We start from the raw sequence: 16,543 nt of genomic DNA on the forward strand, positions 1-16,543 counted from the left end.
CTTTAAAACACTATTTTTATTGCGTACATTTTTATACGGTAAACATAACCGGCTAATTAAAAAAATGAAGAAACTATTCCTTTTAGTGTGCCTTTTTATGGCCGCCCAGGGCTTTGGCTTTGCAAAATCCATCGCCATTAACCACTTTGTTGTAAAAGAAAACCCCTTTGCTGTTGATGAGGTTGCGGTGGTTGCTACCGATACCGCAGGTGTGATACAGGAAGATGTTAATGGGGTATTCACCTTTGTAATGAACGGTTTCCAGGAACAATTGAAATTTGAAAAAGGGACCGCTTTTTATCGCCACAAGCTTGATCGTTCCAGCTTTTTATATGCCAAACACATGAATGACAGTGGCACACACGCCATACTCTATTATATTTATAAGCACGATAGTAAATTAAGCCCCTTCCATATCAGCTGGATCTTCCTGGTGGCCATTCCGCTGGCACTGGTGTTGCTGGCTTATATGTTTAAGCGGTTTATAATTATAGCGGTGATCATACTCTGTATATTCCTGTATTTTAACTACCACAACGGCCTAAGTATGCCTACCTTTTTTGAGAGTATTATTGACGGACTGAAGGGAATGTTTTAGGTGAGCTGAAGGCAGAAAGCAGAAAGCTTAAAGCTGTTTCTTCAAATCACGAATTCAATAATTCACTCATTAAAAATATAAAGGCCTGTCAGTCTGAGCTTGTCGAAGACTCGTGCGCAGAGGCCTGCCTTTATAATCCAGGCTTACTAATTCATTAATTCACTAACTCAGTAATTCACTCATTAAAACGGTAGTCCCACACCAAAGTTTAGCTGCATAAAGTTGTAGCTGTCGCCTTGGATTTTGCCCTTGCTGTCGGTGCTGGTTTTATTGGCTTTTAAATAGGCTTCCTTAAATTCGCCCGATTTAAATAATTCGCCAAAGTGTTTGATCAGCACCCATTGATCGGAGCCGTTAAACTGAGGATCTTTAAATTTAAATGCCGCATCGAGCCTGAATATAAAGAAACCGAGATCGAACCGCAGGCCTGTACCAATACCAATAGCTGTTGATTGCAGCAGGTTATCAAACCTGAATTCGCCGCCGGGGTTTTCAGCCTTTTTACCCAGGCGCCATACGTTACCGGCATCCATAAATATGGCCCCTTTTAATTTGGCTCCCCAAAGGTTATTAGCAAGTGTATACCGGTATTCGGCGTTGCCTATTATTTTTATTTCGCCAAACTGATCGAGGTATTTTAAACCTGCACGATTGGTAGTATCGGTTCCATAATAAGTTCCGCGGTTAAACTGTCCGGGCCCCAGGGTACGGGGTAACCAGGCACGGATATCGTTAGCGCCGCCGGTATAAAAGTTTTTTTCAAATATCAACTGGTTGCTGTTACCATACGGTATACCAATACCCGGGTTTATGCGGAATATAAATTGACGCTCCCCGCCCAGTGTTTTGTAAATACGCAGATCGAGTTCGGTTTTGGCATATTGCGAAAAAGTATAACCAAAAATTTTACGTTCATTATCCGCGTCTCTCGGCGCATTAAACACGCTGCTTGCCAGGCTCAGAAAATTACCCCCGATATCTAAACTGCCACGGAAATAGGTAAAATTTTTATAAGAGTTTAATTCAATGGCGTTATACTGAAAGGTGTACTGGCTGCCTGTTGTAAACGTGGTACGCCCAATTAATTTTATATAGGATTGCCTGTTTTGTTTAATCAAGGTATCCATGGCAACCGGGTCAAGTATACCCCGCGAAAATTCAATACTGATAGGTGTAATGGTATGTTGCTTACGACCGGTTTCAAAAAAATCGTAGCTCACGGAGTTAATAAAGCTTTCGCGCCGCACAATGCCTTTTTGGTAAAACAGCGAATAATTGCTGGAGAAGGTAGTATGAGGCACACCGAATTTACCTAACAACGGAAAACCAAATGGGGTTAAAATACGGGGGTAAATAAGATTAACCCCAGCTCTTAGTTCCTGGTTTTGGATGCTGCGCCCGTTATCAAATAAAATACTCCAGTTTAATTTTACCTGTAAAATAGCGGCCTGTTTAAACAGGTTACGGTTGGTAAAGGTATTACCTATGTTATAACCAAAACGGCCGCCACTAAAGAGGACCTCACCCTCTACCCGGTCTGACATTTTTTTGAGCGGTACGATATCAATTTTAGTATTAAGCCGGTGACTACTGTCGGGTAGTTTTTCATAAGTAGGGTTGGGCACGTTACGAAACACCCCTAATTCCGAAAGCCGGGCTGTGGTAAGGGTTTGATTATCGGCATTGTAAAGATCATTCTTGTGCTGAAAGGTATAATCTTTTACCACCCGTGGCTTAAAACGGCCAGAGAAATCAACAAACCTAAACTGCGAATCAACCTGTATGGTATCCGCTTTACCTGTTGTGCGCCCGCTGCTCCGCGAAATGGTAACCAGCGTATTATTGATCCAGTAAAGAGGATGTTCCTTTTTTCCCGGCGGATTATCAACGATCATTTTAACATCAACCACACTATTATTAAAGGTGGAGTCGTAATCGAAGCTCACGTATTGCCGGTAAAAATCAAAGTAGCCATTCCGTTTCATCAGCGCGTAAAGCTCATCCCTGTCATGAGCCAAGCTATCGGTATCAAAACGCGCCCCCGGCGAAATATGGGAGATCTTATTTCGGTTGGCATCAAATAAAGTTTTAACTTTTTTATCGGCAATACTATCTGATACCTTCCTTACACGAAACATAGGCCCCTCCTGGGCGGTAAAAACCAATTCGGCTTTTTGTTTTTTAACCAAAATGCTGTCCTTTACCGTAGCTTTCAGATAGCCGCGGTTCCGGATATATTTTTCTATCTGGCCACGTGAAAACTCCACCAGGTTACTATCCAGGATAGAGGGTGTTTCGCCAAAATTGCGTTTGCCGTTTTTATTGAAAGTATAATAAAATTGCAGATTGAGCCAGTTATTGGGCTGCTGTTCTTTATCTACATAATTTACAGCAGTTTCGGCAAATTCCTTATCAATACCTTTAATGGTAATTTTGCGTACAATTATCTGGTCTTTTTTTAAACCACGGGTGCTGCTGCAGCCCGATCCGATAATGAGCAGCAAAATACTTAATATTGTAAGGCGGAAAACAGCAGGGTTTATATATGCTTTCAAAATCACAAATCAGTTTATTATCATCCTTACAACATAAAAAGTTCCGCAGGGAACATGGTTTATTTATGGTTGAGGGCTACAAATCGGTTACAGAATTTATAAACTCTGCTTACCAGGTTGATACCATATACCATACCCCTGCAATTGCTCCAAAATTGCTGAATTTATCCCGAAAAATAAACTTTCAGGAAATTTCATTAAATGAACTCCAAAAAATCAGCTCCCTGAAAACACCGCAGGAGGTAATTGGTTTGGTCAAGATACCAATATGGCCGGTATTAAATTACAAAGCGCTCGAAAAAAAATTCTCGCTGGTGCTGGATAACGTGCAGGATCCGGGCAATATGGGCACCATCATCCGTACAGCCGATTGGTTTGGTATACAGGATATTATCTGCTCGGAAGACACGGTCGATGTATATAATCCCAAAGTAGTACAGGCTACCATGGGTTCGCTGGCGCGCGTGAATGTGCATTATGCTGATCTTTTAAGTGTGCTGCCGCAGATAAAGCTTCCCATATTCGGCGCTATGCTCAACGGGCACAATATGTATAACACCAATTTTGGCGCCGAAGGCCTGCTGGTGATGGGTAACGAGGGAAACGGCATCAGCGCCCCGGTTGAGCAACTGATAACCAGCGCCGTAACCATCCCCAAGGCCGGAAATGCCGAATCATTGAACGTGGCAATTGCAACGGCCATACTCTGTTCTGAAATAAAAAGAAATTCAATGAAATAAATGTTGGCTTTCCAAAAAATAAATTACTATTTTTGCAGTCCTTAAAAAATGGTCGGGTGGCCGAGTGGCTAGGCAGAGGTCTGCAAAACCTTTTACAGCGGTTCGAATCCGCTCCCGACCTCAAGGGTTTAAAAAATTTAAAATATCAACACCATGGGCGTTACTCGTTTAAAAAGAAAAGATAGAAAAAACAAAACCACTTCACGTTTAGAAGTTCAGTTTTTGAAACTGGCTACCAACCTGGAGTACGGAAGCCGTTCTGCTGAGTCAAAACACAGCCAGATTGCTAAAAACAACGAAGTTTTAGCAAAAGCTGCAGCTGCTGCAAAATAATTTTTTCTGTTTGAGTGCTTAACTGTGCTCAAAAAGATCTTATAAAATCCTGCTGGTTTCAGAAACCGGTGGGATTTTTTTATGGGTGGAAATTTGACCGTTGATGAAAATGATTATGTTGATTTCGCTGATGATTTTTGTCAGAACAGCTATTTGTCAGAACCATGATTTTTAGGATTTGGGGATTATTTTGATTTTTTAAGAAAATCGGGGTAATCGAATAATCCTAAAAACGGCGAAGCCCCTCTTGAGCACCATTGAAAAATAATCAATTAGTGAAAATCATGGTTCAGAAAAAAATCAGCGAAATCAACGCGATCAAACAAATCAACGGTTTAGCAGCTTCTTATTGATCCTGCCTATCAATCCGGGCCCTTCATAAATAAAACCAGTATACAGCTGCACCAGCGATGCGCCGGCCTGTAGTTTCTCCATAGCGTCATCTGCAGAGTGGATGCCACCTACGCCAATGATGGGGAATGATCCATTTGATTTTTGATGCAGGTAACGGATCACCTCGGTTGAGCGTTTGGTTAATGGTTTGCCACTCAGACCTCCCATTTCATTTTTTAAATCTTCGGCAGCAGTTAAATTTTCGCGACTAATAGTTGTATTGGTAGCGATAATACCCGCTATGCCAGTTTGCTGTACAATATCAACAATATCATCCAGCTGCGAATCGGTGAGGTCGGGAGCTATTTTAAGGAGAATTGGCCTGCTGATACCGTTTTTTGAATTGCGCTGCTGCAGCGTATGGAGCAGGTGCATCAGCGGCTCTTTTTCCTGCAGTTCGCGCAAGCCTGGTGTATTGGGCGAACTTACGTTCACCACAAAATAATCAACCACATCAAACAGGCGGTCAAAGCATTTGATATAATCATTAACCGCTTCTTCGTTAGGAGTAACCTTATTTTTGCCGATGTTACCGCCGATGATCAGGTCTTTCTGTGCATCTTTCGCGTTTCTGCGGAAGGCGGCTATCCGTTCGGCCGCAACATCAACACCAAAGTTGTTAAAACCCATACGGTTGATAAGCGCGCCATCTGCTGGTAAGCGAAACATCCGTGTTTTTGGGTTGCCAGGCTGTGGCAGCGGGGTAACGGTACCTATCTCCACAAAACCAAAACCGATGTTGGCCATTTCGCCCATGAGTTCGGCATTTTTATCAAAACCGGCTGCCAATCCTACCGGGTTTTTAAACCGGAGGCCAAATACCTCTCTTTCCAGTCGCGGGTTGTTCACATCCCAAATGGCCCTGCTCAAAGCAGCTCCACCCGGAAAACGGTTGAACCGTTTTAAGTTGCGGGTTACAAAATAATGTACTTTTTCGGGATCGAACTGGAACAGGATGGGTTTTAATAAAAAATACATGCCGCGAAGTTAGCACATTCCTTTATGTGTGTAAACCAGAATTTTAGGATTTTTGATTTAGGGTGATCAGAAAGTTGCTACCGCGAGTTTAGCGCAGCGTAACTCGTGGTATAGCATGGTAAAGCTTCCAGCTTTACACCAACTTTACTATCTTAACTCCCCAATGAGCAGCAACTACAAATTTCACGATCAGGAACGGCCTTATTTTGTAACTTTTAGTGTAATAAGATGGATCGACGTATTTACCCGAGGAGAATATAAAGATATTATTATCGATAGTTCAAATATTGCATCGCACATAAAGGGCTTCAATTATATGTCTGGGTGATCATGAGCAACCATATCCATCTCATCATCGGTACAAATGACAAACCGATGCAGGATATTTTAAGAGATATCAAAAGACACACTTCAAAAGCCATTATAAAAGCCATCGACGAAAACATTCAGGAAAGCAGGCGCGAATGGATGTTATGGTTTTTTGAACGGGAAGGTAAAGCGAACTCTAATAATGAACGCTATCAATTCTGGCAGCAAGGAAATCATCCTATTGAATTATGGAGCAATGAGGTAATAGATCAAAAACTTGATTACCTGCATAACAATCCTGTAATTGCGGGTTGGGTTGATGAGCCTGAACATTATCTATACAGCAGTGCAAGAGATTATGCCGATGGTAAAGGATTAATTGATATTGTATTAATGAGCTGATTATTTTGGTTTCGTAAGCTGGAAGCTTACCCATGCTACACCACGAGTTACGCTTTGCTAAACTCGCGGCAGCATTTTTTTATTTCAAAAAAACAAGGTAAATCTGTATTTTCGAAAATTCAGTTCCTAAAACAAATCCAAATGACGATCAGAGAAAGATTAAGAGACACTTTTAAACAGGGCCGTCGTAATTTTTTGAAAACCGCTGCCGTGGGTTCAATAGCCTCGGTGGGTATCCCGCAAATTGTATCGGCAGCATTGGCCTCTGAAAAAAACGCATCCAAATTAAAATTCAATAACGGCGACGTGATCTTATTCCAGGGTGATTCCATTACCGACTGGGGCCGCGATCGTAACGTAAAAGAACCTAATAACACAAAAGCACTGGGCTCAGGCTATGCCTTAATAACCGCATCAAAACTACTGCTTGATCATGCTGATAAAAATTTGCAGATATACAATAAAGGCATCAGCGGTAATAAGGTTTTTCAACTGGCCGAGCGCTGGACCAGCGATTGCCTGGACCTGAAACCCAACATCCTGAGCATCCACATCGGTGTAAACGATTTTTGGCATACGCTTACGGGCGGTTATACCGGCACTATTGATACTTACATCACCGACTATAAAAAACTGCTTACCCTTACCAAACAAACCCTGCCAGATATTAAACTGGTGATTTGCGAGCCCTTTGCCACCAAAGGTGTACGGGCGGTCGACGATAAATGGTACCCTACATTTAACTTGTTCCGCAAAGCCGCGCGTGACATCGCTACCGAATTCGGAACCGTTTTTGTACCCTACCAGGCCGCGTTTGATAAAGCACTGGAAGTAGCCCCTGCCCCTTACTGGAGCATGGACGGTGTCCACCCCAGTGTACCCGGCGAAGCACTCATGGCACAAACATGGCTTAAAGCGGTTGTGGGATAAAAGATTTTGGGATTAAGGAACAAGGACAAAGGATTCCATATCGAATAATGAATGCTGAGTTTCGAATATTGACGTAAGAAACAAACATTATTTCGTCATTCATCATCCGAAATTCATTATTCGATATTACTCTTTCAGCCTTAAGCTTTCGGCCTTCGGCTTTAAGCTCAAAAATCGTATCTTTGCGCGCAAATGATTGCTATAAATAACCTTACGTTTGAGATTGGTGCGCGGGCCCTTTACGATGAAGCCAACTGGCATATAAAACCCGGTGAAAAAATTGGTTTAATAGGTGCCAATGGAACCGGGAAAACTACCCTTCTGAAAATTATTGTAGGCGACTATAAACCTACATCGGGCACCATATCAATGGCTAAGGACCTTACCATGGGTTACCTTAACCAGGATTTGCTGTCATACTCATCTGATAAAACTATTGTGCATGTGGCTATGGAGGCTTTTGAGCGCCAGAACCAACTGCATGACGAGATCGAGAACCTGCTTAAAAAGCTGGAAACCGACTATACCGAAGATCTTTTACACAAGCTGAGCGATAAGCAACATGAGTTTGAGCTGCTTGATGGTTATAACATTGAATATAAGGCCCGTGAAATTTTAGCCGGTTTGGGCTTTAGCGACAGCGATTGCGCACGTAAACTCAACACCTTTTCGGGTGGATGGCGCATGCGGGTAATGCTGGCCAAAATATTATTGCAGGCCCCGGACATCCTGCTACTGGATGAGCCTACTAACCACCTGGACTTACCATCTATCCAATGGCTGGAAGATTATCTGAAAGCTTTTAACGGCGCTATCATCATCGTATCGCACGATAGGTGGTTCCTGGATAAGGTGATCAACCGTACGGTAGAATCACGTAAAGGAAAACTGACTGTTTACGCGGGTAACTATACTTTTTACCTGGAGGAGAAAGCCCAGCGCGAAGAAATTCAGCGTGGGGAGTTCAAAAACCAGCAATCAAAAATAAAACAAGAAGAGCGTTTGATCGAGCGTTTCCGTGCCAAAGCATCCAAAGCAAAAATGGCGCAGTCGCGTATCAAAATGCTGGATAAAATGGAACGTGTGGATGATGTGGATGATGATAACCCAACGGTTAACTTCGCCTTCCGTTTCTCCAGGCAATCTGGCCGTCACGTGGTGACTTTAGAGGATATCGTTAAAAAATACCCTGCCATTGATATTTTGAATGGCGGCGAGGCGGTAATTGAAAAAGGCGATAAAATTGCCCTGATCGGTGCCAACGGTAAAGGTAAATCGACACTGTTGCGCATTATTGCTTCTGCCGATCATGATTATCAAGGTAAAGTAACTACCGGGCATAATGTAACTACTACATTTTTTGCCCAGCACCAGCTGGAATCCCTGCACCTGGAAAACCAGATATTGCAGGAGTTACAGGCTTTTGCCCCAAAACATACCGATACAGAGCTGCGTACTATATTGGGTTCGTTCCTGTTTACCGGCGATGATGTGTTCAAAAAGATCAAGGTATTATCGGGTGGTGAAAAATCACGCGTGGCTTTGGCCAAGGCGCTTACTGCCGATGCCAACTTCCTGGTACTGGATGAGCCTACCAACCACCTGGATATGCAATCGGTAAATATCCTGATCCAGGCGCTGGAACAATATGAAGGTACGTTCATTGTGGTATCGCACGACAGGTATTTCCTGGATAACGTGGCCAACAAGATCTGGTTTATTGAAGATCAGAAGATCAAGATTTACCCGGGTACTTATGCCGAATATGATGAGTGGGCGGCTAAACGCAAGCTGGAGCCTAAAACAGCCATACCGGCTGCGCCTCAGCCTAAAAAGGAAGAGAAAAAGCCTGAACCGGTTAAACAACCACAAGGCGAAAACAAACATCAGCAGCTTAAAAAACTAAACCAGGACCTGGCCAAAATGGAAGAACAAATTGCCGACCTGGAAAAAACAGTAAAGCAACTGGAAGCCCAGTTGGCCGACGATAAAATTTATACCGATAGCAACAAATTAAAAGATACCAACGCGAACTATTCCCAAAAACAAGCCGAACTAAAACAGGTTCAGCAAAAATGGGAAGCACTGGCCGAGCAGATCCTCGAGCTGGAAGCGTAACCCCCTAACCCCCTGAAGGGGGAACATCAGATTATATTTTTAAAAGCCTTCCAAAGTTTAAAAACTTCGGAAGGCTTACTTAACTACTCACCACTCACTACTCACTAATTAGTATCCCTTTGTGGGTACCAGGTTGGGGTTATTCCGTAACTCCCTGCTTGGTATCGGGAATAAAAGCTCTCTGTCGGTTAAAACCGGGCCGTATGAAAACTTATGGCCAACATAATTATCAAAGCCTTTGGTATCCAAATTAAATGCTTTGCGAAGGCGTGCCATATCAAACCAGGTAATGTTTTCAAAGCATAGCTCGTACCAGCGTTCGCGCCAAATGGCTTCCCGGAACTGTTCTTTTGATAAGCCGGTGAGGTTGGGTAAAGTTGCCCTTGTCCTGATCTGGTTAACCGCGTCATATGCTTTTGCACCCGGGCCGTTAACTTCATTGGAAGCCTCCGCGTAAATCAGCAGCACATCAGCATAACGGATAAGCGACCAATTCAAATCGCTATTGGCGGTACTTGTTTGTGCAACCACATCAAATATCTTGTAGATAAAATATCCACCGAGGTCAACCACCTTACTTCTATCGTCCTGGTTGGTGAATTTGGTAAAAAAGAACTGGCCTTCTTTGGCGCGCAGATCTGCAGGGTCATACGATTGTACAAAGGCCCCTGTAGCGTAGATTCCACCGGTTTCGCTGGAATATGCCGAGATGTTTTTGTTATAAGGAATGATCAACTCCTGCCAGTTTCCGGGTATGATCTGTGTTTTATACTGGATCATAAAAATGTTCTCTTCCACATTCTTCTTCGCCGGGTTATGCAGATCACCGTAAGTGGTAAATAATTTAAATTGTTTGGAATCCAATACCTCTTCCGCTTTTTTGGATGCCAGATCATAATACTCCGCGCCCTTTTGCAGGGGAAAACCGGCCATGGTGAGGTATACTTTAGCCAGTAACGATTTTACCGCTCCTAAACTTACCTTCCCGCTGGCATCAGTCCAGGGTAATTCGGCAGCCTCAGCTGTTTTCAAATCGTCGACTATCACTTTATAAACATCTTCCGGGGCTGCCTGTTTAGGTCGCAACTGTGGTGATTGCAGATCAACAGGTTCGGTGATCAGCGGGATATTGCCAAACAACTGTACCAGCGTAAAATAATACCAGGCCCTTAAAAAATGAGCTTCACCTAACAGCCTTTTGGATTCGGCTGCATCCATTGCTATGCCCGGTATCTTGGCTATGGACAAATTAGCATTGCCAATTCCTTTATAATAATTTTGCCAGTAACTCAGGCCGTAGGCATTATCGGCGGTATTGCGCAGATCTTTTACAAAGTAGCTATCCACAGCCTGCCCCAGGTCGGTAGCGGCCTGGCCGGTTGCAAATTCTGTCATTGTCCAGGCGCCGCCGCCAAAGCCGCTGCTCATGGGATCGCGCAAGCTGGCATAAATAGCATTTACCGAACTCCGGGCATGCTCAGGCTTGGTAAAATAATTATCAACGGTAAAATTACTCTTGTCGGTTTCATTTAAAAATTTCTTACAACCGGTAACTCCTAACGTACCAACTGCTAAGGCCAGTAATCCGTATTTTTTTATGATAGTTTTCATGATTTTTTCTTTAAAGGTTTATGTTCAATTATAATCCGATGTTAAGGCCGAGCATAAATACCCTTGGCTTTGGATAATCATACAGTGTTAAGCCCTGGTCAAAAGGCGCGCTGGAGTTGGAAACCTCCGGATCATACCCTTTATACTTGGTAGCCACGAAAAAATTCTGAACCGAACCGTAGATCCTTAACCGGCTCAATTTTAATTTCGAAATAGTTTTTGACGGGAAGGTATACGCCAGCAACAAATTGCGGCCACGGATAAACGAGCCATCGGTTACCTTGTGACTATCGTTATTGGTGGTATAATAAGCGTTAATAGGCCTGATCTGCGCTATAGGCGTATTCTGATTGGTTTCTGTCCAGGCGTTCAATACCGTTTTATAACTGTTGGCGATGCCCTGTCTGTCTTCGGCCGAGTGAATGCTCCGATCGAGTACATCATTACCATACATGTATTGCAGATCCACAGTGAGCGACCATGCTTTATACTGGAAAGTATTCAGGAAAGTACCAAAGCCATCGGGTATACCTTTTCCGATGATCGTCCTGTCCAGGTCATTAATGGTACCATCATTATTCAGGTCTTTATACTTGATATCGCCCGGCAGCATACCATATTTTTTAGCTTCGGCAGCCTCGGCTGTTCCCCAGGTTCCCAAACTAACCCGGCCAAAGAAAGAGCCAACAGGTTCGCCAACCCTGATGACACCGTTACCCGAGTAGATATCGGCATTGCCATTGGCCAACGCAAGCACTTTATTTTTATTAACAGAAATATTAAAGGTGGTGCTCCAGGTAAAATCCCCGGTTTTAATATTAGTGGAGTTAAGGGTAAATTCAATCCCTTTATTTTCCATACTGCCTACATTGGAGTAAACGCTGCCATAACCACTGGAGAATGGTAAGGGGGCGTCCAGCAACATACCATCTACTTTGCGGCGGTACAGATCAAGCTCCAGGTTCAGCCTGTTGTTGAACAGGCCCAGTTCCATACCAAAGTCCAGTTGCTTTGTTTTTTCCCATTGCAGGGTTGAATTGGCTACCCGGTTGGTGCCTACACCAATATTGCGTTCGCCATTAAAAATAACGTTATAATTACCCAAACCGGCCAAAGCCCTGTAGGCCGGAATTTCGGAGTTGCCGGTAGCGCCATAACTGGCCCGCAGTTTTAAATTGGAAATAGCAGGGATATTCTTCATAAAATCCTCCTCCATTACCCGCCAGGCCAAGGCTGCCGAAGGAAAGAAAGCATACTGATTATCGGTCCCGAATTTGGAAGAGCCATCATAACGGCCGGTAAAAGTGACTAAATACTTATCGCGAAAACCATAGTTGACACGGGCAAAATAAGAGTTTAATCCATATGCCTGCGCGTTTGAATAGGGCGCCTGGGGGCTTGATCCCGCACCCAAATTATTGAACTGAAAATAGGGATCGGTAAAGCCCTGTGTACTGGCCTGGTCCTCAAACCGGTCAACATGCTGCCAGGATACACCTCCCATAGCGGTTACCGCGTGTATTTTAGCAAACCGTTTATTATAAGTAAGGTAGTTTTCAAACTGCCACGAATTATACCGGTTATTATTTACTGAGGCATCTCCATTATCCGAAATATATTGCATTCCTTTCACCGCCGAATAATCCTCCCGCTGGTTAATAATATTTACACCTACGGTCGATTTAAAATCCAATTCCGGCGCCAGGTGAATATTGGCCGACATATCGCCAAGCAAAGTTTGGGTATGTAAAAGCGAGATCCTGTCGGCGGCTATCCTTAAAGGGCTATCACCACCTTCCATTCCCGGATAGTCCCTGTTACTTGCCCATGTTCCATCCGGATATTTTACCGGGATGATAGGCAGTTCTTCTATCACCTGGCGCATCATGGTAATACCGCCACCGTCAAGCTGATCTACCTGCTTATCGTCCTGATTGGTATAACTCAGGGTACCGCCAATTTTTATCCAGCTTTTTACCTGGCTGTCAAACACAAAACGGCCGGCAAACCTTTTTTGCCATGAACCTTTTGCCAGGCCCTCCTGGTTACGATAGTTTAAAAAAGCGCCTATACTTCTTTTTTCGTCGCCATCGGTAATACCCAACTGATGGTTTTGCGTAAAGGCTTTTTGAAATGCTTCTTCCTGCCAGTCGGTATCATATAACGGGTTTCCGTTGGCATCAAATAATTTAGGGTTGGTACGCTTGGTTTTGGGGTTGGTATATTTTGTACCCGTGGCCCAGCCTATGGGGTCATATTTTTGCGCGTTGGCGTACGCCAGGTCCTCCACAGCCAAAAACTCTTTGGAGTTGAGCACTGCCAATTTTTTAGGCAATATGCCTATACTGAAATCAGGATCATAAGTAATTTTACCACCGCCCGAAGTTCCGCGTTTGGTGGTTACCAGGATCACGCCATTGGCTCCCCGAGCTCCGTAAATAGCGGTAGAAGAGGCATCCTTTAATACCTCGATGGAGGCGATATCATTAGGGTTCAAATAATCTATCGGCGTACTACCGTTTCGCAGGTCTACCGGATTGAGGATCACCCCATCTATTACGTATAGCGGATTATTGGAAACGCTCAGTGAACTGGAACCACGGATGCGGATATTTGACCGGGCGCCAGGCCTGCCGGAGTTGGAAGATACGTTTACCCCTGATACCCGGCCAGACAATCCCTGGTTTAAAGAAGAGGACGGACGTTCCTGCAGTGTTTCGGCTTTTACTGTTCCCACCGATCCGGTTAAGTCTGACTTTTTAACCGATCCGTAGCCGATAACCACAACCTCATCTAACTTTTTTGATTGTGGTACGAGTTTGATCGTCATGTTTCCGGGACCGGCTTGCACCTCCTGAGTAATATAGCCCACGTATGATACTACCAGGGTGGCGTCATCGGGAATGCCCTTCAAACTAAAGTTTCCTTCCGTATCGGTTATAGTGGCTTTTTCAACATTCTTTACTTTTACAGTTGCTCCGGGTACTCCAAGGCCATTCTCATCCAAAACCTTGCCCTTTACATCAATGGGCAATAGGGATGAATAATGGAAGGTTCGCAGGCTCTTCGCGTTGAGTGGCATGGTCATGGCCATCAATACAGCCAATGCAACATACATGATCTTCAGGCCCAAAGCCGGGCCTCTGAAAGACAGGGGAAAAATTTGTTTCATTGCAGGAAATTTAATTGGTTTACAGATTAATTGATTAGAGTAGCGGGCGGGCAGTTATGACTGTTCACCTGGTTGTGAATTGGATAAGGTTTGTGGGCCTTTTGCATTTAGCCGTACGCCCTTAAATGCAGTCGGGGCACAACATCAATGATCTTTTTGGGCAAAGCGCGGCCATTACAAGACAGGGGTAAAACTTGTTTCATAGCAGGAAATTTAATTAGTTACAGATTAACCAGATTGGGCGATTAATAGACAGTTAAAGCTACCAGCCAGCTGTAAAAAAATGAGTGAGGCTAAGCTTTTTTGCTCAGGCTTAATCGTGTTAACGATATAGCCCATTCCACATTAATAGCCTTTGGGGGCAAAGCATAGCCACGGGGAGAATTGTTGTAAATTTTTTTCATTGCAGGAAAATTAGTTGGTTACAGGTTAATTGGTTTAAGCAGTCAACGTATAGATATTACCGCTTATTTTTCAATGTTATAAAACTATAATACTGATTACAGCTATTAGTAACCGATATGAGCAATCTATTATGTTATCTTAACATGCAAATAATCAATGATATAAATAAATATATCAAATTTATTAAATGTGATTTATACATATATTCACCTTCTCGACTATTTTCGGGAAGGAGGAGTAATAGAAACACCCCCACGCGTCATTGCGAGGCACGAAGCAATCCCCGATAGGCAGGTCCGCCCTGTAAGTAGGGGATTGCCACGCTATCGCTCTCGTATGAAGCGTGGGTAGATTCCTCCCCTCTTTGCGCCCTCGGTGCAAAGAGGGGAGTCTTAAGGACGGAAACTTGCCTGTTTTATTTTTTCGTTGATCGGCCTATCCCAAAAAGATACCTTATCCATTCAGATCTCCTTATTAAAAATTCATAACAAAACATAACAATACTAAGGGATACAACTACTATAACCACATATTTAAGGCCGATAGAAAGCTGTGATTGCACAACAAAATAGCCAATAAACACAATTACAGGCTGATGAATAATATAAAATGGTAACACCGCCTCATTGCCATATCTGAGGAATTTGTTGGTATGGTTTAAATTACTTTTGGCGAAACCCAGCAACGTACAGATCCAGCTGAAACAAACCAAACTTCGTAATGCTATTTTTAGGCAATACGGGAATGTGCCAAATTCAAACCTTATGTTATTTAAAAAAAAATAAATATTTAATGCTGTTGATAAAACTGTTATTATCAGCAAAGGGTAGCGGTACTTTAGCCAGGTGCTTGGAATATTAGCCATCGAAAATGCAAAATATCCTAAAATGAACAACATTAAATGCTCTACCATATTCCATCCCCCCCAAACCCTGGCTCCGATGATATCCTCGGGCGAGAACAAGCAGCCGGGCAGCACAAGCAGGATTACGAATACTAATAACCAGGATAGAGATGATCCGGATTTTGTACGGCTTGCTGATTTTCGCTTTAAAAGCAATAACAAGGGCAAGGTAATAACAGAGAAAATAAAGAGTAGCAGCAAATACCATAAATGCAACCCCATCCACGCAAAATTTCCGCCAAAGGCATACAACCCCGAAAAATAATGCGGCAGAAACTCAAAAAACGTACCTGCAAACTGGTGGTGCGAAAGCCTTTCGAAATAAACCTGGTGCGGAGAAAGCATGAAAATACCAAAAATTAAAGGAATTAAAATTCTTTGCATCCGGTCTTTAAGAAACTTACCACCGTTTTTTGACTGAAGCGCAAACCACGTACTTGCGCCCGAAATAAAGAAAAACAGGGGCATCATCCATTGTACCATAAAAAAACTGAACAGGCTTGCTGTTGGTGAAACAACTGCGTTTTTTACATGCCAGTCGTCAAAATCAAAAAAGCGGCCGCAATGAAAAAGAAATACCAGACAAATGGTGATTACCCTTAACCAGTCGAGGTAATACTGCCTGCTGGCGTTTTCAGGGTTAATGTTTTTTAGTGTTTGGCCTTGGTTCATGATGTTTTATTTTTTAATTTATAAACTAAATTATCTGTGTATTAAAAGTTTACAATTTTAAACTGTTATAAATTAAAGCACGACTCAGTGGTCAAAGGATTAACACCATTGGTCAAAAAAGTGCCGGAGGTTGGGGTTCAAACAAATTTTTCGTATATTTATATAGCAACAGCCCGGCTGCCTCTTAAACAGGTAGCCGGGCTTTTTAGTTAAGGGCAAAACAGGATCAAAAACCAACCATTTTATATAGTTATTTGACGATCAATTTTTTTAAAACTTTTTAAAGTTTTAAAAACACGTTAAAACCGTGCTAAAATTTGTTAAAAAGTGTTAAAATCGATGGTTACGAGTTCATTTTTGAATGATTTTACCCGGTTTTCGGGCAGAAAAATGTTAAAATTCAGGGTTTAAAAAGGTTTCATT

General features: G+C 43.0%; 11 protein-coding genes and 1 tRNA gene. 7 read left to right on the forward strand and 5 right to left on the reverse strand.

Going from position 1 to position 16,543, the window contains the following annotated elements; genetic code table 11:
* Window positions 1–64: 64 nt before the first annotated feature.
* Entirely contained in the window at window positions 65–598 is a 534-nt protein-coding gene (locus tag AB6735_RS01245; RefSeq protein ID WP_370993993.1) for a hypothetical protein, read from the forward strand.
* Between the two features lie 182 nt (window positions 599–780).
* Here the strand turns inward: AB6735_RS01245 and AB6735_RS01250 are convergent, their stop codons facing one another.
* Entirely contained in the window at window positions 781–3,153 is a 2,373-nt protein-coding gene (locus AB6735_RS01250) for a BamA/TamA family outer membrane protein (protein WP_370993994.1), read from the reverse strand.
* On the opposite strand from AB6735_RS01250, the gene AB6735_RS01255 reads away from it, so the two are divergent.
* The 3 genes from AB6735_RS01255 (at window position 3,144) to AB6735_RS01265 (ending at window position 4,226) form a co-directional block, all read left to right on the forward strand.
* Entirely contained in the window at window positions 3,144–3,893 is a 750-nt protein-coding gene (locus AB6735_RS01255) for a TrmH family RNA methyltransferase (protein ID WP_370993995.1), read from the forward strand. The two genes, AB6735_RS01250 and AB6735_RS01255, sit on opposite strands and share 10 nt — an antisense overlap.
* Window positions 3,894–3,943: 50 nt before the next feature.
* Window positions 3,944–4,014: transfer RNA gene (locus tag AB6735_RS01260), tRNA-Cys, on the forward strand.
* Between the two features lie 32 nt (window positions 4,015–4,046).
* Complete coding sequence (locus AB6735_RS01265) at window positions 4,047–4,226, forward strand: spore protein (RefSeq protein ID WP_370993996.1); 180 nt, start codon at window positions 4,047–4,049, stop codon at window positions 4,224–4,226.
* 327 nt (window positions 4,227–4,553) lie between these two features.
* Here the strand turns inward: AB6735_RS01265 and AB6735_RS01270 are convergent, their stop codons facing one another.
* Window positions 4,554–5,597 carry a quinone-dependent dihydroorotate dehydrogenase gene (locus AB6735_RS01270; protein ID WP_370993997.1) on the reverse strand — a complete coding sequence of 348 codons (1,044 nt, stop codon included), beginning with the start codon at window positions 5,595–5,597 and terminating at the stop codon, window positions 4,554–4,556.
* 330 nt (window positions 5,598–5,927) lie between these two features.
* Here AB6735_RS01270 and AB6735_RS01275 point away from each other — a divergent pair, with 330 nt between their 5' ends.
* From AB6735_RS01275 to abc-f, 3 genes are all read left to right on the forward strand, one after another.
* Window positions 5,928–6,308, forward strand: a complete 381-nt coding sequence (locus tag AB6735_RS01275) for a transposase (protein ID WP_370993998.1) — start codon at window positions 5,928–5,930, stop codon at window positions 6,306–6,308.
* A gap of 141 nt (window positions 6,309–6,449) precedes the next feature.
* Complete coding sequence (locus AB6735_RS01280) at window positions 6,450–7,238, forward strand: SGNH/GDSL hydrolase family protein (protein WP_370993999.1); 789 nt, start codon at window positions 6,450–6,452, stop codon at window positions 7,236–7,238.
* 192 nt (window positions 7,239–7,430) lie between these two features.
* Window positions 7,431–9,356 (forward strand): ribosomal protection-like ABC-F family protein, encoded by a 1,926-nt coding sequence (abc-f, locus tag AB6735_RS01285; RefSeq protein ID WP_370994001.1) that lies wholly within the window; start codon window positions 7,431–7,433, stop codon window positions 9,354–9,356.
* A gap of 108 nt (window positions 9,357–9,464) precedes the next feature.
* On the opposite strand, the gene AB6735_RS01290 is transcribed toward abc-f, so the two are convergent.
* From AB6735_RS01290 to AB6735_RS01300, 3 genes are all read right to left on the reverse strand, one after another.
* Window positions 9,465–10,967 (reverse strand): RagB/SusD family nutrient uptake outer membrane protein, encoded by a 1,503-nt coding sequence (locus AB6735_RS01290; protein WP_370994002.1) that lies wholly within the window; start codon window positions 10,965–10,967, stop codon window positions 9,465–9,467.
* 28 nt (window positions 10,968–10,995) lie between these two features.
* Entirely contained in the window at window positions 10,996–14,139 is a 3,144-nt protein-coding gene (locus AB6735_RS01295; protein WP_370994003.1) for a SusC/RagA family TonB-linked outer membrane protein, read from the reverse strand.
* Window positions 14,140–14,959: 820 nt separating this feature from the next.
* Window positions 14,960–16,120 (reverse strand): acyltransferase, encoded by a 1,161-nt coding sequence (locus AB6735_RS01300; RefSeq protein WP_370994004.1) that lies wholly within the window; start codon window positions 16,118–16,120, stop codon window positions 14,960–14,962.
* Between the last annotated feature and the right edge of the window lie 423 nt (window positions 16,121–16,543).

The sequence above is a fragment of the Mucilaginibacter sp. RCC_168 genome (genome assembly GCF_041355315.1).
GTDB lineage: Bacteria > Bacteroidota > Bacteroidia > Sphingobacteriales > Sphingobacteriaceae > Mucilaginibacter.